Annotated in this window: 20 protein-coding genes and 2 tRNA genes; 13 read left to right on the top strand and 9 right to left on the bottom strand. The window is 71.9% G+C overall.

The genetic code is table 11. The annotated features are described in order from the left end of the window. The first annotated feature begins 24 nt into the window (after positions 1 to 24). Both BKA00_RS18235 and BKA00_RS18240 read left to right on the top strand, forming a co-directional pair. Positions 25 to 276, top strand: coding sequence for an alpha/beta fold hydrolase (locus BKA00_RS18235; RefSeq protein ID WP_221493198.1), 252 nt, complete (start codon positions 25 to 27; stop codon positions 274 to 276). Positions 277 to 284: 8 nt separating this feature from the next. Next, positions 285 to 956, top strand: coding sequence for an HAD-IA family hydrolase (locus BKA00_RS18240; RefSeq protein WP_221493199.1), 672 nt, complete (start codon positions 285 to 287; stop codon positions 954 to 956). Positions 957 to 983: 27 nt separating this feature from the next. Here BKA00_RS18240 and BKA00_RS18245 read toward each other — a convergent pair whose 3' ends face one another. Beyond that, positions 984 to 1,562: a YceI family protein gene (locus BKA00_RS18245; protein WP_185026586.1), complete on the bottom strand. Its 579-nt coding sequence runs from the start codon at positions 1,560 to 1,562 to the stop codon at positions 984 to 986. Positions 1,563 to 1,685: 123 nt separating this feature from the next. Between BKA00_RS18245 and BKA00_RS18250 the strand changes: the two genes are divergently transcribed. Both BKA00_RS18250 and alaS read left to right on the top strand, forming a co-directional pair. Beyond that, positions 1,686 to 2,066 (top strand): winged helix-turn-helix transcriptional regulator, encoded by a 381-nt coding sequence (locus tag BKA00_RS18250; RefSeq protein WP_185026587.1) that lies wholly within the window; start codon positions 1,686 to 1,688, stop codon positions 2,064 to 2,066. 129 nt (positions 2,067 to 2,195) lie between these two features. Continuing rightward, the gene (alaS, locus tag BKA00_RS18255) at positions 2,196 to 4,826 is read left to right on the top strand and encodes an alanine--tRNA ligase (protein WP_185026588.1); all 2,631 of its coding nucleotides are present in this window, start codon (positions 2,196 to 2,198) and stop codon (positions 4,824 to 4,826) included. Between the two features lie 54 nt (positions 4,827 to 4,880). Here the strand turns inward: alaS and BKA00_RS18260 are convergent. Beyond that, positions 4,881 to 4,954, bottom strand: a tRNA-Pro gene (locus tag BKA00_RS18260). Between the two features lie 139 nt (positions 4,955 to 5,093). Here BKA00_RS18260 and BKA00_RS18265 point away from each other — a divergent pair. Continuing rightward, a tRNA-Gly gene (locus BKA00_RS18265) sits at positions 5,094 to 5,164 on the top strand. 227 nt (positions 5,165 to 5,391) lie between these two features. Here the strand turns inward: BKA00_RS18265 and BKA00_RS18270 are convergent. The 5 genes from BKA00_RS18270 to BKA00_RS18290 all read right to left on the bottom strand — a co-directional run bounded on the left by BKA00_RS18270 (position 5,392) and on the right by BKA00_RS18290 (position 9,001). After that, the gene (locus BKA00_RS18270; protein ID WP_185034415.1) at positions 5,392 to 5,589 is read right to left on the bottom strand and encodes a helix-turn-helix domain-containing protein; all 198 of its coding nucleotides are present in this window, start codon (positions 5,587 to 5,589) and stop codon (positions 5,392 to 5,394) included. Positions 5,590 to 6,259: 670 nt separating this feature from the next. Next, positions 6,260 to 6,736, bottom strand: a complete 477-nt coding sequence (locus tag BKA00_RS18275) for a PIN domain-containing protein (protein ID WP_185026589.1) — start codon at positions 6,734 to 6,736, stop codon at positions 6,260 to 6,262. Further along, on the bottom strand, positions 6,733 to 7,041 hold the full coding sequence (locus tag BKA00_RS18280; RefSeq protein WP_185026590.1) for a hypothetical protein: 309 nt from the start codon (positions 7,039 to 7,041) through the stop codon (positions 6,733 to 6,735). Before BKA00_RS18280 ends, BKA00_RS18275 begins: the two co-directional genes overlap by 4 nt. A 589-nt stretch (positions 7,042 to 7,630) precedes the next feature. Further along, on the bottom strand, positions 7,631 to 8,116 hold the full coding sequence (locus BKA00_RS18285; RefSeq protein ID WP_185026591.1) for a MerR family transcriptional regulator: 486 nt from the start codon (positions 8,114 to 8,116) through the stop codon (positions 7,631 to 7,633). A 9-nt stretch (positions 8,117 to 8,125) separates the two neighbouring features. Beyond that, positions 8,126 to 9,001: an SDR family NAD(P)-dependent oxidoreductase gene (locus BKA00_RS18290; protein ID WP_185026593.1), complete on the bottom strand. Its 876-nt coding sequence runs from the start codon at positions 8,999 to 9,001 to the stop codon at positions 8,126 to 8,128. Positions 9,002 to 9,690: 689 nt separating this feature from the next. Between BKA00_RS18290 and BKA00_RS18295 the strand changes: the two genes are divergently transcribed. Both BKA00_RS18295 and BKA00_RS18300 read left to right on the top strand, forming a co-directional pair. Beyond that, positions 9,691 to 11,772: a protein kinase domain-containing protein gene (locus BKA00_RS18295; RefSeq protein WP_268248191.1), complete on the top strand. Its 2,082-nt coding sequence runs from the start codon at positions 9,691 to 9,693 to the stop codon at positions 11,770 to 11,772. After that, the gene (locus tag BKA00_RS18300) at positions 11,769 to 13,937 is read left to right on the top strand and encodes a protein kinase domain-containing protein (RefSeq protein ID WP_185026597.1); all 2,169 of its coding nucleotides are present in this window, start codon (positions 11,769 to 11,771) and stop codon (positions 13,935 to 13,937) included. The genes BKA00_RS18295 and BKA00_RS18300 overlap by 4 nt, the downstream gene beginning before the upstream one ends. A 32-nt stretch (positions 13,938 to 13,969) precedes the next feature. On the opposite strand, the gene BKA00_RS18305 is transcribed toward BKA00_RS18300, so the two are convergent. Then, positions 13,970 to 14,464: an NUDIX domain-containing protein gene (locus tag BKA00_RS18305; protein WP_221493201.1), complete on the bottom strand. Its 495-nt coding sequence runs from the start codon at positions 14,462 to 14,464 to the stop codon at positions 13,970 to 13,972. Between the two features lie 49 nt (positions 14,465 to 14,513). Here BKA00_RS18305 and BKA00_RS18310 point away from each other — a divergent pair, with 49 nt between their 5' ends. The 4 genes from BKA00_RS18310 to BKA00_RS18325 all read left to right on the top strand — a co-directional run bounded on the left by BKA00_RS18310 (position 14,514) and on the right by BKA00_RS18325 (position 18,263). After that, positions 14,514 to 14,858 carry a hypothetical protein gene (locus BKA00_RS18310; RefSeq protein WP_185026599.1) on the top strand — a complete coding sequence of 115 codons (345 nt, stop codon included), beginning with the start codon at positions 14,514 to 14,516 and terminating at the stop codon, positions 14,856 to 14,858. A 159-nt stretch (positions 14,859 to 15,017) separates the two neighbouring features. Next, positions 15,018 to 16,502, top strand: a complete 1,485-nt coding sequence (locus tag BKA00_RS18315) for an FAD-dependent oxidoreductase (protein WP_185026601.1) — start codon at positions 15,018 to 15,020, stop codon at positions 16,500 to 16,502. A 16-nt stretch (positions 16,503 to 16,518) separates the two neighbouring features. After that, entirely contained in the window at positions 16,519 to 17,643 is a 1,125-nt protein-coding gene (locus BKA00_RS18320; RefSeq protein ID WP_185026603.1) for a hypothetical protein, read from the top strand. A gap of 5 nt (positions 17,644 to 17,648) precedes the next feature. Continuing rightward, on the top strand, positions 17,649 to 18,263 hold the full coding sequence (locus BKA00_RS18325) for a TetR/AcrR family transcriptional regulator (RefSeq protein WP_185026604.1): 615 nt from the start codon (positions 17,649 to 17,651) through the stop codon (positions 18,261 to 18,263). On the opposite strand, the gene BKA00_RS18330 is transcribed toward BKA00_RS18325, so the two are convergent. After that, positions 18,250 to 19,512, bottom strand: a complete 1,263-nt coding sequence (locus BKA00_RS18330; RefSeq protein WP_185026605.1) for a hypothetical protein — start codon at positions 19,510 to 19,512, stop codon at positions 18,250 to 18,252. The two genes, BKA00_RS18325 and BKA00_RS18330, sit on opposite strands and share 14 nt — an antisense overlap. Positions 19,513 to 19,827: 315 nt before the next feature. Between BKA00_RS18330 and BKA00_RS18335 the strand changes: the two genes are divergently transcribed. Continuing rightward, a complete protein-coding gene (locus BKA00_RS18335; RefSeq protein ID WP_185026606.1) occupies positions 19,828 to 20,970 on the top strand; it encodes an NAD(P)H-dependent amine dehydrogenase family protein in 1,143 nt (380 codons plus the stop codon). Next, positions 20,940 to 21,677 (top strand): glucose 1-dehydrogenase, encoded by a 738-nt coding sequence (locus BKA00_RS18340; RefSeq protein WP_185026607.1) that lies wholly within the window; start codon positions 20,940 to 20,942, stop codon positions 21,675 to 21,677. The genes BKA00_RS18335 and BKA00_RS18340 overlap by 31 nt, the downstream gene beginning before the upstream one ends. Positions 21,678 to 21,715: the final 38 nt, after the last annotated feature.

Genomic DNA, 21,715 nt, shown 5'->3' on the forward strand with positions numbered 1-21,715 from the left:
GGACGGACGACACGAGGAGCTTTCTTGCACGACTGGGCGCTGGGCAGGACGTACCGGAGCCGCGCCGGCGACGTCCAGGGCCGCTACGGCGAGCTGGACCTGCCGGTCCTCGTCTGCTGGGGCGCCGAGGACACGTGGATCCCCGCCGCCAAGGGCCGCGAGCTGGCCGCGCTCGTCCCCGGGGCACGCCTCCACACGGTCGAGGGGGCCGGGCACCTGGTGCAGGAGGACGCGCCGGCCGAGCTGACCGCCGCGCTCAGCGCGTTCCTCTCATGATCTCGGCGGTGCTGTTCGACTTGGACGGGACGCTCCTCGACCACGAGGGCGCCGCGCGCCGGGCCGTCGTCGGGATGTTCCCGGACGAGGACCCGGCGGCGCTCGCCGCGCGCTGGGCGGAGCTGACCGAGGAGGCCGTCGACCGGTATCTGGCGGGCGAGCTGACCTTCGCCGGGCAGCGCCGCCTCCGGATCGTCACCCTCGCCCGCGAGCTCGGCCTCGGCGACTGGGACGACGCCCGCGCCGACGCCTGGCTGGCCGGGTTCGTCGCGCGCTACGAGGCCGCCTGGCGCCCGTTCCCGGACGCGGAACCGGCGCTCGACGCCCTCGCGGCACGCGGTCTGCGGCTCGGGGTGATCACCAACGGGGACGCCGCGCAGCAGCGCCTGAAGGTCGAACGGATCGGTTTCGCCGCCCGGCTCCCCGTCGTCGTCGCCTCCAGCGAGGCGGGCGCCGCCAAGCCCGCCGCCGGGATCTTCCTGGCGGCCTGCGCGGCCCTCGGCGCCGAACCGCACGCCGCCGCCTACGTCGGCGACCGGCTCGTCACCGACGCGCAGGGCGCCGCCGCCGCGGGCCTCACCGGCGTGTGGCTCGACCGCTCCGGCGGCCCGTCCCCCGGCCCCCTGGACGTCGCGCGCATCACGACGCTGGACGCGCTCCCCTCCCTGCTCGGCGGCTGAGGAGCACCGCCCTCCGGTCCACGCGGCTCAGCCGTCCTGGCGGACCGCCTCGATCTCCAGGACGATCTGGATCTTGTCGCTCAGCGCGAGCCCGCCGCCCGCCGCGGTCGTCGCCGCGCCCACACCGAACTCCAGGCGGCTGATCTCGCCCGTCGCGGTGAATCCGGCGCGGGCGCCCTTGAACGGGTCGTCCTCCCGGAACGGGTCGGGACCGAAGCCGCCGATCTCCAGCCGGAGCGGGACCTCCCGGGTGAGGCCGCGCAGCGACAGCTCGCCGTCCAGCACGAAGTCCTCGCCGTCGCGGCGCACGCCGGTGGAGCGGTAGGACATGGCCGGATACCTGGCGACGTCCAGGAAGTCGGCGGACCTCACGTGCTCGTCGCGCTGGGCGTTGCCGGTGTCGACCGACGCCAGGTCGACGGTCGCGGTCACCGACGAGGCGAGCGGGTCGGCGCCGGTCACGATCGTCCCCTCGAACGTCCCGAACCGCCCGCGGACCCGGCTGACCATCAGGTGCCGGACGGTGAAGCCGACCCCGGAGTGCAGGGGGTCGATGGTCCAGGTCCCGGCGACGTAGCCGGGGATCTCGACAAGCTGGGCCGTCATGGTGTCTCCTACGGTTATGGAAGGTAAGGCAGTTCCTTTCAGGAACCGCTTCCATGGTGCGGACAACCCGACGACCGCCACAAGAAGGCACTTTTTTCTGCCCCGGTCACCTGGAGGGAACCAATGGAGCACACCGCCCTCGGCTGCCGCGCCCGCGAGATCCTCGACCGCATCGGCGACAAGTGGTCGCTGCAGGTCATCGCGGTGCTCGGCGAACGCACCAAACGGTTCACCGAGCTGAAGCGCGAGATCGACGGCATCAGCCAGCGGATGCTCACCGTCACGCTGCGCGGCCTGGAGCGCGACGGCATCGTCGTCCGGACCGTCTACCCCGTGGTGCCGCCCCGCGTGGAGTACTCGCTCACACCGCTGGGCGCGACGCTGATGGACGCGGCCGGCACCTTCGTCGCCTGGGCCGAGGACCACCTCGCCCAGATCGACGCCGCCCGCGCCGACTACGACGCCCGCCAAATGGACGTGCAGGGGGACGGCGCGCACCGGTAGCGTGGACGGCGATGGTCATTCACGAGGTGGGACGGCGAGCTAGCCGCGCCGAGCTGGGGAACGCGCAGACGTGCCCGGCCCGGCTCGGCGGTGTGCGCCTTCATCCCATCGACCTCGTGAGGCCGTCCCATGCGCTCGACTGACATCCGCTCGACCTTCCTGGGCTTCTTCCAGGAGCGCGACCACCGCGTCGTACCGTCCAGCCCGCTGATCCCCTCCGATCCCACGCTGCTGCTGGCGAACGCGGGCATGAACCAGTTCAAGCCGTACTTCCTGGGCGAGACCACGCCCGACCACCCGCGCGCCGTGTCGGTGCAGAAGTGCGCGCGCACGTCCGACATCGAGAACGTGGGCCGCACCACGCGGCACGCCACGTTCTTCGAGATGCTCGGCAACTTCTCCTTCGGCGACTACTTCAAGGCGGAGGCGACCGCCTGGGCGTGGGAGCTGCTCACCCGCCACTACAACCTCGACCCGCGACGCCTCTGGGTCACCGTGTACCTGGACGACGACGAGGCCGTCCGGCTCTGGCGGCGCGTGGGCGTCCCCTCTGAGCGGATCCAGCGGCTCGGCATGGAGGACAACTACTGGTCGATGGGCGTCCCCGGCCCCTGCGGACCGTCCTCCGAACTGCACTACGACCGGGGGCCGTCCTTCGGCCGCGAAGGCGGACCCGCAGTGGACGGCGAGCGGTACCAGGAACTCTGGAACCTCGTCTTCATGCAGAACCTCCGTGGGGAGGGCTCCGGCAAGGACGACTACCCGATCCTCGGCGAACTCCCCTCACGGAACATCGACACGGGGCTCGGTCTCGACCGGCTCGCGGCGGTGCTGCAGGGCGTGGACACGGTGTGCGAGACGGACCTGCTCGCGCCGACGCTCCGTCTCGTCCAGGAGATGGCGGGCCGCGCCTACCCGGGCCGCGACGGCAGCGACGACTCGACGTCCTTCCGCGTCGTCGCGGAACACTCCCGCTCGGTCGCGTTCCTCATCGCGGACGGCGTCATGCCCGCCCGCGACGGCCGCGGCTACGTCCTGCGCCGCCTGATGCGCCGCGCGATCCGGCACGCGCGCAGGCTCGGCATCGACGGCCCCACCCTGCCCGCGCTGACCTCCAGCGTCGTCGGCAACCTCGGCGACGCCTGGCCGGAGCTGGCCCGGCGGTCCGAGCTCATCGAGCAGGTCGTCGGGGCCGAAGAGGAGGCGTTCGAGCGGACGCTGCGCCAGGGCTCCCAGCTCCTCGACGCGGCGATCGGCCGCGCCGCCACCGCCATCTCCGGGCGGACGGCGTTCGAGCTGCACGACACCTACGGCTTCCCGATCGACCTGACGGTCGACGCGGCACGCTCGGCCGGCCTCACGGTCGACGAGGACGCGTTCACCGAGCTCCTCGAAGCGCAGCGCCGCCAGGCGCACCGCGCCGGACAGGGCCGCAAGGGCGGCGCGGTCGCGCGGCAGGACCTCTACCGCCGCGTCACCGCGGCGCACGGCCTCACCGACTTCGTCGGCCACTCCTCCGAAACAGCGGAAACACGGATCGGCGCCCTCCTCGGCCCCGACGGCGAGGTACCCGCCGCGGCCAAGGGCGACGAACTGGAGGTGATCCTGACCCGCAGCCCGTTCTACGCGGAGTCGGGCGGCCAGGTCGGCGACACCGGCACGATCCGCACGTCCGGCGCGACGCTGGAGGTGGTCGACACCCGCCCGGGACTGGACGGCCTGCACGTCCACACCGTCCGCGTCGCGGACGGCGAGGTCCGCCCCGGCGACGAGGCCGAGGCGATCGTGGACGCGGACCGCCGCGCGGCCACCGCGCGCTCGCACAGTGCCACCCACGTCCTGCACGCGATGCTGCGCCGCACACTCGGCGACCACGCGGCGCAGCAGGGCTCCCGCGTGGAGCCCGGACGCCTGCGCTTCGACTTCGCGCACTTCTCCCCCGTCGACACCGACCTCGTCCAGACCCTCGTCAACGACTACCTCCTCGACGACCCCGAGGTGCGCGTCTGGGAGGCGACCCGGGCGGAGGCGGAGCGCGCCGGCGCGGTCGCCCTGTTCGGCGAGCGGTACGGCGACGACGTCCGCATCGTGGACATCGGGGACGCCTCCCGCGAACTCTGCGGCGGCACCCATGTCGGCCACGGCTCGCAGGCGGGCCCCGTCCACATCGTCGGCGAGTCCTCCATCGGCACGGGTCTGCGCCGCATCGAGGCCCTCACCGGCGCCGACGCCCTCCGCCACCACGACCGCCAGCGCCACCTGCTCAACGAACTCGCGGCGCTGCTGAACGTCCACCCCGACCAGGCCCCGGACCGCCTCCGGCAACGCCTCGAAACACTCGCGGAGACCCAGCGGCACCTGGCGTCGCTTCACCGAGCGCGCCTGGACGCGGAGGCCGACCGCCTCGGCTCCCTCGCCGAGCCCGTCCCCGGCGGCTGGCTGGTGGCGCACACCGTCCCCGGCCTGACCGGCGCGGACCTGCGCGCGATCGCGACCGGCGTCCTCACCCGCCGCGGCCAGCGCGGCCTGGTGGTCCTCGGAACCGAGTCGGACGGCAAGGCGGTGCTCGTCGCAGCGGCGGGCGCGTCCACCGGAGTCCAGGCCCGCGACCTGCTGACCGGCGCGGCCCGCGAGGTCGGCGGCGGCGCGGGCGGCAAGGGCCCCGTCGCGAACGCGGGCGGCCGCCGCCCGGAGAACCTCCCGAAGGCGATCACCATCGCGGCGACCGAGGCCCGCACCCTCCTGGCGGCTCAGGCGTGACCGGACGCGGCGTCCGCACGGGCGTGCGGACGCCGCGTCGCAGGAGACCCGCGGTCGGGCTGGCGGGATTCGAACCCACGACCCCTGGCACCCAAAGCCAGTGCGCTACCAAGCTGCGCTACAGCCCGCGAACCACCGCCGAACGCGATGACGCGAGAAGTGTAGTCCCGTTCGCCCCCCGCCCGCTCCGCGAAGGCACGACCACCCCAAGAACCCTGTACGCTACGGGATGGCGATCGAGGCCCACCCAGGCCCCCGAGACGCCTAGCGGGCGTAGCTCAATGGTAGAGCCCCAGTCTTCCAAACTGGCTACGCGGGTTCGATTCCCGTCGCCCGCTCTCTCATTTCCCCAGGCCAGAGCCCAATGAGGCGATCTTGGCCGCCCTTTTGAAGATCATTTGTCACTGGGAACTGGCACGCCTGGGCGGCATCCTGGTTCAATTGCGAACCTTCGCGATCACGCTCTGGCCGTCATTGGCGGAGATCAGCACGGTGACGGATCTTGCGTCCTCGGCGCGGAAGGTCCGGCTCCCCGACGGGAACCGAACCTTCCGTGGACGGCTCGCTAGCTCGGCTCGATGCCGAGGAGCCGGCGGAAATCGACCGTCACGATGCGGTAGCTCGTGCCGATGCGGATCACCTTGCAGGGGAACTCGCCTTGCCGGGCGAGCTGGTAGACGCGTGTGCGTCCTAGCCCGATGGCGCGGGCGGCGGTCTCAACGCTGACCGTGGTGGGGAGGGCGAGCAACCCGTCCTGGCTCATCTGCTTCACGCTCCCGCCCCCTTCCGGGAGCTGCCGAACCATCTCACCCGTCCTCCCCTGCTCTCCGGGGCTCACTCCTGGCTCGGCTTGTCGGGCGAGATCATCGCCATCTGGGTCATAACCGGCAAAACCGGACGAGCGAGGTGGCGGCAACTCCGCCACGTGCACCGGCCCAAGACCGTGATCACACAGGCCGGGCCGGTGCGGACAGATGGCCCACGTGATCGGGACGCTTCGAGCCGCAGATCGTCCGCACGCGGCAGGCCGGGGCGTGGGGGAGAATGACCATGAGAGGACGCATAGGCCCCGGCCGCCATCCGCTCTCTTCTTCAATTTCGCGTGCGGCTGGGACGGCCGAGGCCTCCCCGTCGCGGATGCCCTGATGGGGACATCCCAGCCCCAGGCATCGGTGATGAACCGGTGTGTCCACTCCAACAGTGCCCGGCCCCGCTCGTCTACCCACGACCGCGCCGCGCCACCGGTCCTGGACCGGATGATGCAGTGCTCCAGATGACAGCCGCCAGTGATCTTGACATCTGCGATGCGGATGTCGAGCCATGGATCGACGTTGAGCGGCTTCTCGGAGCGGACGGTCCAGCGCGCAGACGAAACCGTGGGCCGCCGACACGGCCATCCCCCCAGCGTCCAGTGGGGCCGCGCCGATCGGATTTCAGGAAGCGCGAATGTCCTTTACGTTCTGCACTCTTACTCCCTTCCTGTCACCTGCCAGCCCCGGCAGGTGGGTGGCGTCGGCGGTCAAGATCAGCACATCAGGCTGTTGCCCTGCCGCCTCCGCACGGTCGGCGTACATGTGAGCCGTCGCGGCGACCAAGGCTTCTACAACCTCCGCTGAGTCGAACCCCGCGTCACCGATCAGCTTCCCGGCGGCGCGTGCAAGGTCCTCGGTGACAGGCTCAACGACCGTTCTGGTGCTGGACAGCACATGATTCAGCTTCGTGTCCCGGTCGGAACCGCGAAGGATCTCCGTCAGTACGACACTGGACGTGACCAAGCGTGCCTGCTTGCGCAGCGCAGCGGCGAAGAAGATCGCAACGTTGCGGTCGGTGGCGGCCTTGTTGATGGCGTCGTTGTCGAGTACCAGGATCCCGCCAAGCCTTGCAGCTCGACGGCCTCGAGCGGCACTCACTGATCTTGCGCAGACGGCCAGGCGGCGAGGGCGGCCTGGATCTCGTCCTCGCTGAACGGCCCGTGCCGTTCTTCCAATTCGTCAACGAACTCGGCGAGGGCATCGAGTTGGAGCTTGGCCGCGATCGCCTCATCAACGTAGGCGGAATCGGACAAGCCCAGCTTGCGGGCCTGTTCGCGAATCTCAGCCTTGCGGCCGCGGCGGATGGTGGCCGACAACTTTTCGGTCGCGCTGTGTCCACTCGCGGCGTTGCGGCGCTTCGCGACACGGAGAGGCTGGTTGACGGAAGTTCGCTTGCTGTCCACCACTTAATCCTACCAACGGTAGGAGCTGTCCTCGGCGAGAGGTCGGACCTCGCATGCGAGCTTGTCGGCCTTGGCCTGACGGATCTCATCGCGGCGGACGCCAGATCGGCCCACGTGACCTCTGCCGGAGCCTTCTTGGTCGTCCGATGAAGCGGCGGCCCTCGGGATGGAGCTTGGGGACGAGTTCGACGACAGAGCGGCTGACGGTGAGGATGCCGGTGGCGAAGTCGAGGTCCTTGACGCGAAGTTCGGTCAGCTTGCCTCAGCGGAGACCGCTTTCGATGTCGGTCTCGACGAGGAGTTGAGCGGTCGCATCCGGGAAGGCCTCGTAGGTACGGGCGAACTGGTCGGCCGTGATGATCTGGCGCGGCTTTCTCGGGGCCCGGGTCGGTCTTCACGCCGCGGCTGGGGTGGTACACGAGGACGCCGTCGTTCACAGCGGTGGTGAAGATGGCGTTGAGGATCGCCGTCTTGCAGTACTTGATGCGGTAGGCGGAAGCGCCCTGATTATTGACGTGCGTAATCCACTCGCGGACGGTCTCTGAGGTGATGTCCTGCAGCTTCATGTCCGCGGTTCGGTGCCGACGGGTCAGGCCTTGCCCGCTGACGAGGGGCTGGTGTGGCCGCCGTAGGTGGCGATCTTGTATTCGGTCGCCGCCAGGGACAGGGTCAGTTCCTTGAGCTGGCGGCGGATCGTGTCGCGGTGTTCGAGCAGCAGGTCAAGGCGCTCGGGGACGGTGTCGTCGCCCTCGTCGGCCAGCCGCATGTAGTGCTGGAGGTCGCGCATGGCCATCCCGGACAGGCGCATGCGGGTCAGGAAGACCAGTCTCCGGACCGCCCGCGCGTCGTAGCTGCGGTGGCCGCTGGCGTCGCGGGCCACCTCGACCAGCCCGATCCGCTCGTAGTAGCGCAGCGTGTGCGGCGACATGTCGAGCAGGTCGGCGACCTCCGTGATGGTCATGGGGTCGGTGGCGGCGCCGACGTCGACGAGGCGGTGGATCACCTCGACCGACATCGGGCCGTCGACCTCGTCGAGGGCGGCGAGCGCCCTCGCCATCAGATCGTCCGTGGCCATGGCGCCACTCTAGATCGGCCGGGCGGATGCGGCGGCGCCGGGGAAGTCGGCGGCACGCGCGGTGGGGGCCCAGCGTTCGAGCTCCTCCAGGTTCTGCCGGTAGGACCTTCCGATGCGCTCGACCGCCTCACGTCCGAGCGGAAGGCGCAGCGGCAGTTCGTCACCGGCTACCAGGTCCACGATGATCTCCGCGGCCCGTACCGGATCGCCCTCCTGGATCCCGTCGGCCCTGGCCATGTCGTCGCGGACGGCCCGCAGGAGGCCGGTGTAGGCGGTGCTTGCGTCGGCGATCCCGAGCACGTCGGGTGCATTGAAGGAGGTGCGGAACCGGCTCGGCTCGACGATCATCACCCGGACCCCGAACGGCGCGACCTCGCCGGCCAGCGCCTCCGACCAGCCTTCGAGCGCGAACTTGCCGGCCGAGTACGCGCCGACACCGGGGAAGGAGATGCGCCCGCCCTGGCTGCTCATCTGCACGATCGTGCCCGACCCCTGCTCGCGGAAGTACGGCAGGACGGCCCGCACGAGCGCCGCCGGACCCAGCAGGTGCAGTTCCAAAGACGCACGAAGCTCCTCCTCGCCGACCTCCTCTGCCGCGCCGACGACCCCGCGGCCGGCGTTGTTCACCAGCACGTCCACCCGACCGAACCGGTCGACCGCCGCCCGCACGACGTCCCCGGCGCGCCCGGTGTCACGCACGTCGAGCTCGGCGACCAGCACCTGGTCGCGGTGGGCGTCCGCGAAGTCGGCCACCGACGCCGGCCGCCGCACGGCCAGCACCACGTTGTCGCCCCGCCCGACCGCGCACTCGGCGATGGCACGGCCGAAGCCCGCCGACGCGCCGGTGATGATCCATGTCCGCTGAGTCCCTGGTTGAGATGTCATGCCGGCGACGCTAGGAGTTCGAGCGCGCTCGAACGCAAGCACGGCTTCGCCGCTGCTCATCGACGGTCTGCCTGCCGACGCGTTCACCGCCCCCGGTCAGCCTGCCGAGCCGTACGTCGTCCCCGGCCTCCCAATCAAGAGCTGCGGGCGGAAGACGCGCATCATGCTCAGTGAGTTGAAGACGGCCGAGTCGCGCCGGGACGCTCGTGCTCACAACGCAGGCCATGAGCGTGCTCCGCACTCTGCATGCCGACCAGGCAAAGGCGCGGCTCGCGCTCGGTGAAGCGTGGCAGGATCACAGGCTGCCCGTCCGAGATGGGCACGCCAACCGACCCGGACAACTTCTCGCACACATTCTCCAAGCTGCCAAGCGCGCGGGACCCGGTCACAGGCATTCGCACGAGCTACCGGCGACAGGCAGAACCCGAGATCGATGCAGAGGTCACGGAGCAACAGAGCGACGGTTTCGGGGGCCAGGCTTGCCGATTCCACGGCTTTACGGTGTCACTGTGGCTCTCGGCTGAAGGGAGCGGGGCGTCTTTGACTCCAATTGAGGGAGTTGATGCCGCCGGCGCCTTGCTCGTGTCGAGTGACCACGTTGGCGACCGGCGGGGGCAGCGAGGTCGAGTTGAGCGGGTGGAGGTTCGATAGACTTACAGACACTGGTGTTCGTTCGAGGTGGGGGCGGGATGGGGCCACTCCAGCCGGGGGATCCCGTTGGGGTCGGCGGGTATCGAATTCTCGCCCGGCTCGGTGCCGGTGGGATGGGGGTCGTCTATCTCGCCCGGTCGCGGGGTGGGCGGCTGGCGGCTCTCAAGCTCATTCGGCCGGACTCCGCCGAGGATCCGGGGTTCCGGGAGCGGTTCCGCCGCGAGATCGGCGCGGCGGGCAAGGTCAGCGGGCTGTACACGGCGCCCGTGCTGGACGCCGACGCCGACGCGTCGCAACCCTGGTTCGCCGCCGGCTTCGTCCCAGCGCCCACGCTGAAGGAGGCCGTCGAAGACGGCGGGGCGCTGCCCGAACCGGCCGTCCGTGCTCTGGGCGCGGGGCTCGCCGAGGCGCTGCAGGCCGTCCACGGGGCGGGGCTGGTGCACCGCGACCTCAAGCCCGGCAACGTCCTGCTGGCCGAGGACGGCCCCAAGATCATCGACTTCGGGATCGCCAAGGTCGTCGACGCCACGCAGATCACCCGTACCGGCGGCATGATCGGCACGCTGGCGTACCTGGCGCCCGAGCAGGTCGCCGGGGCCAAGGACGCGGGGCCCGGGGCGGACGTGTTCGCGCTGGGGGGCGTGCTGGTCTACGCGGCCACGGGGGCCCGGCCCTTCGGCGAGGGCGACCCGGGCGCGCTGCTGTACGAGATCATGTACGGCGAACCCCGTCTGGACGGGCTGCCCGCGTCGCTGCGGAGCATTCTGGCCGCCTGCCTGGACAAGCGACCGGACCGGCGGCCTCCGCTCACGGACGTGCTCGCGGCGCTGACCCCCGCCGATCCTTCGGCGCTCATCTCTCCGGCGCTTCGCCGGGACCTGGCGGCCAGGGAGGCCGAGGCGAACCGGATCTCGTCCGGGCCCGTGGCGCCGCCGCCGCCGCTGCCGAGGATCGAGGAGACGGCCTCCGGCGGCCTGCGGCGGCGGCGGGTGCTGGGGCTGGCCGCCGGGGCGGCGGTCGCCGTGACCGGCATCGGCGCGGGGACGGCGGGCTGGGCCCTGGCGGGCGGGAAGTCCAAGCCCGCCAAGCCCGCGCCCCGCGGGACCGCCATCGCCGCGGCGCCCGCGCCGGCGTGGACGTTCGTCCCGCCCGCGCCTGTCGGGTCCGACGAATCGCACCTGCTGGTCGCGGGCGGTGTCGTGCTGTGGGGCGGCGAAGACGCGGCATACGGGGTGGACGCCGCATCGGGGCGGCGGCTGTGGACGGCGGACGTCGGCATGTTCACGGGCAGCGCGGTCAACGGGTCGACGTTCATCCTCCCGAACGGCGGCGGTCTCGACGGCGAGACGACGATCACCCTGGTCGACGCGGCGTCCGGTGAGCCGAGGCATCTGCCGATGCCCGACGGCGCGTTTCCCGGTTCCGTCTTCGGCGTGGCCGACGGCGCGGTCCTGCTGGAGTCGGGGACGTCCTCGGACGAGGACGTCCCGGCCGTGTGGGCCGTGGACCTCGCCCGCGGCAAGGCCCGGTGGCGGCTCCCCCTCGCCGACTCGACCGTCGAAGGCGCGGTCGACCGGAACGGCCTGTACCTCAATGTGAAGCACACGCTCAGCGCCGTCGACCTCGCCACCGGCCGCAGGCGCTGGACCGTCGACTGGTCCAAGAACGGGCGTGAGTGGCTGACCCAGGGCATCGCGGTATCCGGCGGCAGGGTCTTCGGGAACTTCGCCGACACGCTCCAGGCGGTCGACACTGCCGGTGGGAAGAGGGTGTGGTCGCGGACCGCCGGCGCGGAGTTCCCCTCCGTCCTGCACGCGGCCGGCAAAGTGATCTTCAGGGGTGACGACCTGCACGCTCACGACCGCGCGACCGGGGCCTCCGCGTGGACCCTGGCAGGTCCGGAGAAGTTCGTTGGCGAGGCGGGGCACGAGGCGGCGTCGGACGACGCCCTCGCGGTCGCGTTCGGCGGCGGCGTCTTCGCCGCCACGGCCTCCGGCCGGGGACTGTGGGCGCACTGGGGCGACGTCCCCCGCGCCGGGAAGTGGGACGTCGCCGTGTCCGGCTCGTCGGTCTTCGCGACCGATCATGAGCGGCTGCTCTGCTTCCGGGCGGCCTCGTGACGGCCCCGCCAGTGCCCGAGGACCCCGACCGCATCGGCAGGTACCGGGTGCTGCGGCGGCTGGGCGAGGGCGGCATGGGACGGGTGTACCTGGGCGCGTCCCCGGCCGGACGGGCGGTGGCGGTCAAGGTGGTGCGGCCGGAGCTCGCCGGGGACCCGGGGTTCCGGGCCAGGTTCCGGGCCGAGGTCGCGGCCGCCCAGCGGGTCAGCGGCGCGTTCACCAGCCCGGTGGTCGAGGCCGATCCGGACGGGGCCGTCCCGTGGCTGGCGACCGCGTACGTCAACGGGCTCAGCCTGAAGGAGACGGTCGAACGGTACGGGCCGATGCCCGAGCCGCTGCTGCGCACGCTCGGCGCGGGGCTGGGCGAGGCCCTGATCGCGATCCACGCGGCGGGGCTGCTGCACCGCGACCTCAAACCGGCCAACATCCTGCTGGCCAAGGACGGGCCCCGGGTCATCGACTTCGGCATCAGCAAGGCCGCCGACCATGACGCGTCCCGCGGGCCCACGCGGGCGCTCACCTCCGAGGGGCAGATCATCGGCTCCCCCGGTTACATGTCCCCCGAGCAGATCCGCGGCGGGACGCTCACCGCGTCCGCCGACGTGTTCGCCTTCGGGGCCGTGCTGGCCTTCGCCGCCACCGGTCGTCCCCCGTTCGGCAGGGATGCGTTGGCCGCGATCATTCACCGGAGCCTGCACGAGGCGCCCGATCTGAACGGCGTACCGGCGTCCCTGGAGCGGTTGGTGGCCGCCTGCCTGAGCCGCGACCCCGGCGAGCGTCCGCCCACCGAGCTGCTTCCGTCGCTTCTGGCGGCCGAGCCGGTGGCACCCGGGTGGCTTCCGGGCCCCCTCGGCGAGGAGCTGCGGCAGCGGGAGGACACGCTCCTCCTGGACATACGGGAGCTCGCCAAGTCCCGCACCCGTCGCCGGCTGCTGCTCGGCGGCGCCGCCGCCGCTGGGCTCGCCGTCATCGGCGGCGGGACGGCCGCGGCACTGGCCGCGGCGAACGGCGGGGCCGGCCGGAGGCCCGCCCCGCCGAAGCCGCTGTGGCGGACGACGATCGGCGACCTCAGCGACCGGCGCTTCGCCGTCGAGGTCCTCTCCCGGACGGTCGTCCCCCACGACGAGGGACCGGTGTACCGCTGGCACTCGCTCGACACCGGGCGGCAGCTGTGGTCCAGCAGGTTCTCCGTCGCGGTCACCGGACCGAACATGATCTACGGCGTCCCGGACGAGGAGGACCGGCTGATCGCCATGGACGAGTCCCACCGGGTCAGGTGGAGCAGCGACGTGGCCGCCGGCGACGACTACCCCGAGCTGGTGGGGCCGGACGACGGGAAACTCGTCATCACCGGCCGGGACCAGACCGTCTTCGGCGTGGACGCCGCCACCGGCAGCCGGCTCTGGGCCTACGAGTGGCCCTCCGAGACCTCCCTCTGCTTCCTCTACGGCATCACGAACCACACCCTCGTCGCGATCGGCACCCCCCGCGGGGCGGACAGCCTGCTCGTCGGGCTCGACACCGCGACGGGCGCGCTCCGCTGGGCGGATCCGGAGGGCGGCCTGACCTTCGTCCCCGAGGGCGGCGGGAACCTGATCTTCCGCAACCCGTCGGGCGTCAGGCTGGAGGCGCTGGCCGCCGACACCGGCCGCAGTCTCTGGGCCGTCGAGCTTCCCAAGGCCGCGGCGAAGCCCCACGACGAGGCTCAGCTCTCCCAGGACTTCACCGTGGCCGGCGGGACGGTCTACACAGGCAGCCCGACCTTGTACGCCCTGGACGCGTCCACCGGCCAGGAGCGGTGGACCTACACACCGGCCTCGCCCGGCGGGCAGGAACGGAGCCTCCTGGTGAGCGGGAAGTACGCCTACATCCTCGACAACCCGCGGCTCATCGCGTTCGACGCCCGCACGGGCCGCCGGGTCTGGTCCGTCAACACGCCCGCGACCCGCACCGCCCGGCTGGTCGCCGCCGGCGGAATGATCTGCACCGGGGTGGCCGGCGCCACGGGCGCGGGACTCTACGGCTGGGACGCCGAGACGGGCGAGCTCGTCTGGAACCACCCCGTTTCCACCTCCTCCCCCACCAGGCAATGGGCGCTCGCCACCCGCGACCGCACCCTCGTGGCAGCCCAGGACAAGACCCTCCTCGCCTTCCGCCTCCCCTGAGACGGAGCGGGCGCGGCCGACACCCGGACGAGCTACGCGGGCGGCGGTTCGCAGAGGAACGTCGCGGATCGGCTGCTTCTGGCCTCGTGCACGGCCGCGACCCGGCTGAACGAGCGCGGGCTCATCGTCGCCTTCCAGGCGCCGATCGGTTGGACGAGCCACTCGGTGTGCTCGGACGGGTCCAGGACGATCCGGCCGAGTTCGGCGTCCGTGAGCGTTCCGCCGTCGAAGATGAACCCGATCTTCGCGCGGGGCCACCTCGGTTGGGCCGGGAGGAAGTGCGTCAGAAGGAGGACGGGCGGTTCGTCGAACTCGATGCCGGTCTCCTCTCCGCACTCCCGCACGGCCGCGGCGAACGGGGTGGCGTCGCCGTGCTCCACGTTGCCGCCGGGGAACTGCCAGGTCTCCACGCCCAGTGCCGAGCGCAGGAAGAGAGGATCGCCGTCGACGTCGGTGAAGTACAAGGCGGCGTACATGGTGGCGTTCGGAAGAGTGCGGACGTACTCCTCAGGAGGCAACCAGCTCACGGGACTCCGATCTGCGTGGGCGAGGACCGTTCCCCGGCATCATGGCGGCATGGGCGCCTGGGTCTACATACGCGGCTGGCTGGAGTTCCACGGGCAGAGGGCCGATGCCGAGCGCATCATCCGCCGCGGCGACCCTGCGGGATGGACGTTTCCGGAAGGCGGCTGGCTCGACGCGGCGTGCTACGCCCGAGCGGTTCGCTCCTCCGGTTCCGGCGAAGTCCTCGACCAGGTTCGGCAGATCGCCGCCCTCCCCGCGGCGGACGAGGACGGCGACCGGGTGTGCGGGCTCTTCCTCGTCTTCCAGGAGGAAGGACACCAGACTGAGTGGCAGGTCAGAGACGGCCAGGTTCTGGTCGCCCAGGCCCCTGCCCGCTATGACTACCTCTGGAAGTAGCCGCCGGGTACTCGGTCTGCGCCGGGACGGGCGCAGGTGGGCCAGGTCCGCGTGTCTCCAGTCGCTCAAGACCAGATATGCCGACCCTTGCGCGGGGCCTCCGCATGGGTTAATCATACATTCACTCGTTGAGTGTATGAATGGATGGGTGGTGGCGGCATGCCGCGTGGGACGGCCGTGGTGCTCGGCGGCAGTGTGGCGGGGCTGTGCGCCGCGGGGGTGCTCGCCCGCCACTTCGAGAGGGTGGTCGTGCTGGAGCGGGACCGGCTGCCGCCGGAGGCCGAGCATCGGCGGGGCGTCCCGCAGAGCAAGCACCCGCACTTCCTCCTCAACTCCGGGCGGCGCGCGATCGGAGAGATCTTCCCCGGGTTCGAGGAGGCGCTCATCGCCGCGGGCGGGATGCACCTGATGCCGTCGATGGACGCGGCCTACTGCGAGAACGACGGCTGGGCACCGCGCAAGTCCGGATCGATGACGATGGTGTACAGCTCCCGGGTGCTGATCGAGCGGGTTCTGCGCGCCAAGGTCCGCGAGCTGCCGGCCATCGAGATCCGCGAGGGGGTGACCGTCACCGGGCTTCGCTCCACGGGCGGTCGCGTCGAAGGGGTCGAGTACGACAGCGAGGGCCACCTTGCGGCCGACCTGGTCGTCGACGCTCTGGGACGCGGTTCTTCGGTCGTGGAGTGGCTCGGCGCGGCCGGGTGGCCCGCGCCGCCGGAGAAGACGCTCGACGCCAAGGTCACCTACACCTCGCGCTGGTACGACCTGCCCCCGGCGGGGCGGCGCCCGGAGACGTGGTGGTGGAAGCACCTGGTCATCACTCCGACCCAGGACAGCGGCGACCACCCGGCAGAGCACGAGTTCCTCAGCAACTTCTTCCCCATCGAGGGCGGGCGCGCCATCGTGTGCATGGGGTCGTGGGGTCTTGAGATGCCGCGCAAGGCGGAGGCGTTCGAGGACGCCCTGGACCGTGTGCGGACACCGGTGTTCGCGCAGGCCGCCCGTGCCTGCACTCCGACCTCCGCGGTGCACCTGACCCGTTCCACCGGCAACAAGTGGCGCCGGTACGACCTGCTCAAGGCCCCCCCGGTCGGGCTGGTGTGCGTCGGCGACTCGATCTGCGCCTTCAACCCCTTCTACGCCCAGGGGATGAGCTCCGCCGCGCGCTCGGCGCTCATCCTCGACGAGGTGCTGCGCAGGCGCGGCGCCGTCGACCTCGCGTTCACGCGCGAGTTCCTGCGCGGGCAGAGGAAGTCCCTCCAGGTGCCCTGGATGCTGGCGATGGCCCGTGACCAGGCGTACGACTTCGCGACCGGGACCGAGGTCGCCGCCGCCTGGCGCCGCGGGCTCACCGCGCGCCTGAGCTGGCCGGTCTTCAACGCCATCACCGCCGCGAGCCGCGAGGACGACTACGTCGAACGGACGTTCGCCCAGGTGTTCAACCTCGACAGGTCGCTCCGGCAGATGGCCGCCGATCCGCGGTTCTGGTTCGGCGTCGTCCGGTACAAGCTGCGGCAGCGCCTCGGCCGCACCGTCGTTCCCCACGGGTTCGACTACCGGCGGGATCCGCCCGGCATCGACTTCACCGGCCATACCGGTCCCGGCGCCCCGCCGGCCCGCGGCGACGACCTTGTCGGCACCTGACGCCGGGAGGCGGCTCATGGACCACACCTGCGACTCGGCGGCCGAGCGCGTCGCCGGGCGGCTCGGCTTCTCCTGCCACGGCGCCGACCCCGTGGTGAGCTTCCGCAACCCGTTCGACCTGGCCGACGGCACCATGGCCGCGCTCGAACTGCTCATCGTCGGCGGCGCGGTGTTCGCCCTGGTCCACGCGTGGCGGCGGTGGCGGCGCGACGGCGACCCGGTCAACATCTCGCTGTGGTTCGCCTCGGTCGTCTACCTGGCCGTGATCGAACCGCCCCTGTACTTCCCCGGCTGGTTCGGTCTGCAGGACCACGTCGGGTTCATCTTCTCCCACAACGTGTTCACCGTGCAGTTCATGTACGACCGGCTGCCGCTGTACATCGTGGCGTTCTATCCCGCGATCTCCCAGCTCGCCTACGAGCTCGTCCGGGTGCTCGGCGTCTTCGCGCGGCGCGGGCCGCTGGTCGGCTCGGTGGCGGTCGCGTTCGCCTGCCAGGTCTTCTACGAGGTCTTCGACCAGCTCGGCCCCCAGCTGAGGTGGTGGGCGTGGAACACCGCCAACGAGAAGATCAACCAGCCGGCGCTCGCGTCGGTGCCGATGAACAGCATGCTGCTCTTCGCCTCGGTCTCCTTCGGCGCGATGACCTACCTCGTCGTCCGCCTGGTCGGCGAACGGGACGGCCGCGGGCCCCTCGCCGGCCCGCGGATCGGTCGGCGCACCCTGGTCGCGGGCGCCGTGACACCCCTGGCGATGATCGTCGTCAGCGCCCCCAGCGGCGCCTTCGAGGGCCACCTCGGGATTCAGCGGGCCATCCTCGGCGCCGAGCTCGCCGCGGTCTGGGTCGCCGGCATCCTCCTGCTCGCCGACGCGTGGCGCGCCGGGCGCTCCGGCGAGGGCGGCGCGGTGGCCTCGCCGCTGTTCGCGCGGACCTATCCGGCGTTGTACCTGGGCGTCCACGTCGTCTTCTGGCTCGTCGCGCTGCCGGCGTACCTCGCTTCGACCGGCGGCGTCACCGAGCGGGGGACGCCGATCGGCAGCCTGTGGTACGCGGCGCTGTGCTCCGTCGCCGCCACCGGGATGATCGTGGCCGCGCACCGCGCGATCATGTTCCGGCGGACGGCGGAGCCTGTGCGATCCTAAGGCCCATGGGGCACCACGGCTGGCGCGGCCGGCCTCCCGCGTCGGAGGCCGAGGCCCGGCAGCGCATCGTCGACGCGACCGTCCGCTGCATCGACAGGCACGGCGTCGTGAAGACGACGCTGTCCGACGTCGCGAACGAGCTCGGGGTGACCCGCCAGACCGTCTACCGCCACTTCGGCCGCATCAGCGACATCATCGGCGAGGTCGCGGCCCAGGGCGCCGAGTCGTTCGTCGACCGGCTGATCGCCCACCTCCAGGGCATCGGCGACCCGGCCGACGCCGTGGTCGAGGGCATGGTCTTCTGTGTGCGGACCATCCCGAACGAGCCCAGGCTGAGCCTGCTGCTCCAGCTGGAGGACTCCGCCGCCTTCGGCCGCGGGGCCACCACCGCGGAGGCGATCGCCTACGGCGCCGAGATGCTGAAGCGCTTCCCCGTCGACTGGGCGGCCGCCGGTGTCGCAGAGGACGAGCTCGACGGCCTCGCCGAGATCGTCATGCGCCTGCTGACCTCGCTGCTGCAGCATCCGAGCGAGCCTCCGCGGGACGAGGCCGAGGTCCGCGCCGTCCTGTACCGCTGGCTGGCCCCCGCCCTGCGCGCGGGCGGCCTCAGACCGGAGTGATCGGCAGGGGGCGGCGGGGCTGGAAGGCGAAGGCGGTGCCGGTGCTGAAGCGGACGACGGCCACCTCGCCGGGCTCCGGGGCGGGGTCGTCGCGGCGGACCACGGTCAGTCGCCATTCCCCGTCGCCGGGGCCGGTCACCTCGACGTCGAGGTGGTCGTCCACGGCGCGGACGACGGCCTGGAGCGCGGTCGTCCATCCGGGTCCGCAGAGGGAGATCCAGGCGCCGTCCTCATGCGCCGGGGACGGACGGACGGCGACGTCCGCGCCCTCGATGTCGGCGTCGACGTAGGCGGCGGGGTTGAGGAGGGGGTGCACCGCGAGAAGGCGGGCCGCTCCCTCGGCGTCGCGCGGCACGTCCAGGGCGCGGGCGAGCCGCTCCGCGGCGACCCCGGCGATGCCGACGAGTTGCTTGCGGCGGATGCGGAGCAGTTCCCCGGCGCCGGAGGCCCGCCGGGCCACGGCGAGCGCGAAGGCCCGGTCGAGCAGGTGCATCTGGAGGCAGACCTCGTCGGCGATCCGTGCCAGCGCCGACCGGGAGAACGCGGCGAAGTCGAGGTCGGAGAGCAGGGGCCCGGAGTAGTCGGCGAGCCCGTCGTCGGACGGGTCGATCGGCGCGAGTCCGAGGGTCGCGGCGCGGGAGCGCTCGTTGTCGGCGAGCAGGGGGATGCCCTCGGCGTCCGGGTGGGACTCGTCGATGACCACCGTCCACGCGCAGTGGGGGTGCCGGCCGGCGGGGCGGCGCGGCGGCCGGTGGATCGGCCGCACCCGGGCCTTGGGGTTGGTCGCGACCGCGGTGGCGTCGAAGGTGGGGTCCTCGATGTCGTGGCACATGGACCGGACGTAGTCGTCGCCCATCGGCTCCACGTCCATCAGGGCGCCGCAGTGGTCGAGGTGGAACTCGCCGTGCCACCGGTCGTGGACGGTGTAGCGGAAGTCCATGAACTGCGGTGGCGCGCCGATGTCGAGCTGCAGGCCCTTGAAGATCGTCGGGACGTCGCCTTCGCCCGGCACGTCGGGGGCGTAGCCCAGCGCCCGCTGCATCCGCCTGGTGTAGATCGGGCTCGACGCCGCCCACTCCTCGATCGCGATGCGCGCCATCTCCTCCCTGCCGAACGCGGAGATGCACCACGCCATCCCGGAGCGGTCGATGAGCTGGCCGATCAGGAGCAGCTCGGGCACGAGGACCGCGAGTTCCGCGCGGGTCAGGGCGGCGTACCGGCCCGGAGGCGTCGCCGGCGGGTGGGCCATCTGCGGATCTCCTTGCCTCGGCGGTCCCGCCCGGCGGCGGCCGGGCCGGGGTGCCGGAGCCCGGTCCCGGGGCGGGCGCGGCTCCGTTGCGCATGGCGTCATAGTAGAACGCGTTCCAACTGGACTGGAAGGCTGTCCGGACACCTGTCCGGATAGGGGCCGCGGGGTCGACCATTGCAAGGAGAGCAGGGCTCGACCTATGCTGGACATGTGTCCAGCCAGCTGACCAGCACGGCGCGGTGAACGTCGAAATCGGCCGCCGCCACGTGGTCCGGTAACGGGTTCTATCGACCGTTCTCCCCGTCGAGGAGCATCATGGCCATCCGCGTCCTGCACGTGGCCACCGGCAACGTCGGCCGCATCGCCCTCGGGCAGCTGATCGAGGATCCCCGCTTCGAGCTGGCCGGGCTGGTCGTGTCGGACCCCGCGAAGGCCGGGCGCGACGCCGGCGAGCTCGCCGGGCTCGACGTGGTCACGGGCGTCGCGGCCACCGCGGACCTGGACGCGGCCCTCGCCGCGCGGCCGGACTGCACCGTCTACTGCGCGATCGGCGAGACCCGGCTGCCCGGCGCCCTCGCCGACATCGGGAAGATCCTCGCCGCGGGCAGCAACGTGGTCGCCTCCTCCCCGGTGCCGCTGATCTACCCCTGGGGCCTGCTGCCGGACCGCATGATCCGTCCCATCGAGGACGCGTGCCGGGCGGGCGGGACGAGCGTCTTCACCACCGGAGTGGACCCGGGCTGGGTGAACGACCTGCTGCCCTTCGCGATCGCGAGCACCTGCCAGCGGGTGGAGCAGGTGCGCTGCTCGGAGATCGCCGACTACGCGACCTACGACGGCGGCCCGGTCATGTTCGACTTCATGGGCTTCGGCCGCCCCGTGGGGGATCTGCCGAAGCTGCTGCGGCCGGGGATGCTCGCCGCGTCGTGGGGCGTCAGTCTCCGGATGCTGGCCCGGGGGTTCGGTTTCGAGCTCGACGAGATCACCGAGTGGTTCGAGCAGGAGCCGGCGCCGGAGGCGTTCGACGTGGCCGCCGGGCACATCCCCGCCGGCGGGATGGCGGCCGTCCGGTTCACGATCACCGGCGTCGCCGGCGGCCGGGAGGTCCTCGTCATCGACCACACGACCCGGCTGCGCGGCGACCTGCGGCCGGACTGGCCGCAGCCGGCGCAGGACGGCGGCTCCTACCGGGTCGAGATCACCGGCGAGCCGTCCTACCGCGTCGACATCTGCCCGGCCAGCGCCAAGGGCGACCACAACTACGCCGCGATCGCCGCGGGCGCCGGGCGGATCGTCAACGCGATCCCCGACGTCGTCGCGGCGCCGCCGGGGCTGCGGACGCCGCTCGACCTGCCCTTCACCACCGCCCGCGGGGTCTTCGCGGCGGCGCTGACCGACCGGGGCACCGGCAGAGAGGAACGGCGACCATGGGACGTGTGGACGGGAAGACCGCTCTGATCAGCGGCGGGGCACGCGGCATCGGCGCGGCCAGCGCCCGGGCCCTGGCCGCCGAGGGCGCCAGGATCGTGATCGGCGACATCCTCGACGACGAGGGCGGGGCGGTCGCGGACGAGCTGGGCGACGCGGGACGCTACGTGCACCTCGACGTGACCAGCGAGGCGGACTGGGCGGCGGCCGTGGAGACCACCGTCGCGGAGTTCGGCGCGCTGAACGTCCTGTTCAACAACGCGGGGATCGCCAACGGCGCGGCCGTCAACCGGTTCAGGCCGGAGAAGTGGCGGCAGATCATCGACGTCAACCTCACCGGCCCGTTTCTCGGCATCCGCGCGGCCACCGACGCGCTGATCGCCGCCGGAGGCGGTTCGATCATCAACAACTCCTCCATCGAGGGCCTTCGCGGCACCTCCTGGGCGCACGGCTACGTGGCCTCGAAGTGGGGGCTGCGGGGCCTGACGAAGTCGGTCGCCGTGGAGCTCGCCCCGCACGGCATCCGGGTCAACTCCCTGCACCCCGGCCTGATCCGGACACCGCTCACCGAAGGCATCCCCGACGACATGGTCCCGATCCCCCTCGGACGCCCCGGCCTGCCGGAGGACGTCGCCTCCTTCGTCGTCTTCCTCGCCAGCGACGAGTCGTCCTTCGCCACCGGAGCCGAGTTCGTCATCGACGGAGGGACCGTGCAGCAGATCCCCCACAAGAGCTGACCAGGGGGCGGCCCTGAGGCCGGAGCCGCCCCCTGGCG

The sequence above is a fragment of the Actinomadura coerulea genome (assembly GCF_014208105.1).
GTDB classification, from domain to species: Bacteria; Actinomycetota; Actinomycetes; order Streptosporangiales; family Streptosporangiaceae; genus Spirillospora; species Spirillospora coerulea.

Bases quoted from the DNA above. Each gene is read 5' to 3' on its own strand.
- BKA00_RS18245 (WP_185026586.1), bottom strand. From the start codon at position 1,562: ATGACGGCCCAGCTTGTCGAGATCCCCGGCTACGTCGCCGGGACCTGG.
- BKA00_RS18250 (WP_185026587.1), top strand. From the start codon at position 1,686: ATGGAGCACACCGCCCTCGGCTGCCGCGCCCGCGAGATCCTCGACCGC.
- alaS (WP_185026588.1), top strand. From the start codon at position 2,196: ATGCGCTCGACTGACATCCGCTCGACCTTCCTGGGCTTCTTCCAGGAG.
- BKA00_RS18270 (WP_185034415.1), bottom strand. From the start codon at position 5,589: ATGAGCCAGGACGGGTTGCTCGCCCTCCCCACCACGGTCAGCGTTGAG.
- BKA00_RS18285 (WP_185026591.1), bottom strand. From the start codon at position 8,116: ATGGCCACGGACGATCTGATGGCGAGGGCGCTCGCCGCCCTCGACGAG.
- BKA00_RS18290 (WP_185026593.1), bottom strand. From the start codon at position 9,001: ATGACATCTCAACCAGGGACTCAGCGGACATGGATCATCACCGGCGCG.
- BKA00_RS18295 (WP_268248191.1), top strand. From the start codon at position 9,691: ATGGGGCCACTCCAGCCGGGGGATCCCGTTGGGGTCGGCGGGTATCGA.
- BKA00_RS18310 (WP_185026599.1), top strand. From the start codon at position 14,514: ATGGGCGCCTGGGTCTACATACGCGGCTGGCTGGAGTTCCACGGGCAG.
- BKA00_RS18315 (WP_185026601.1), top strand. From the start codon at position 15,018: ATGCCGCGTGGGACGGCCGTGGTGCTCGGCGGCAGTGTGGCGGGGCTG.
- BKA00_RS18320 (WP_185026603.1), top strand. From the start codon at position 16,519: ATGGACCACACCTGCGACTCGGCGGCCGAGCGCGTCGCCGGGCGGCTC.
- BKA00_RS18325 (WP_185026604.1), top strand. From the start codon at position 17,649: ATGGGGCACCACGGCTGGCGCGGCCGGCCTCCCGCGTCGGAGGCCGAG.
- BKA00_RS18330 (WP_185026605.1), bottom strand. From the start codon at position 19,512: ATGGCCCACCCGCCGGCGACGCCTCCGGGCCGGTACGCCGCCCTGACC.
- BKA00_RS18335 (WP_185026606.1), top strand. From the start codon at position 19,828: ATGGCCATCCGCGTCCTGCACGTGGCCACCGGCAACGTCGGCCGCATC.
- BKA00_RS18340 (WP_185026607.1), top strand. From the start codon at position 20,940: ATGGGACGTGTGGACGGGAAGACCGCTCTGATCAGCGGCGGGGCACGC.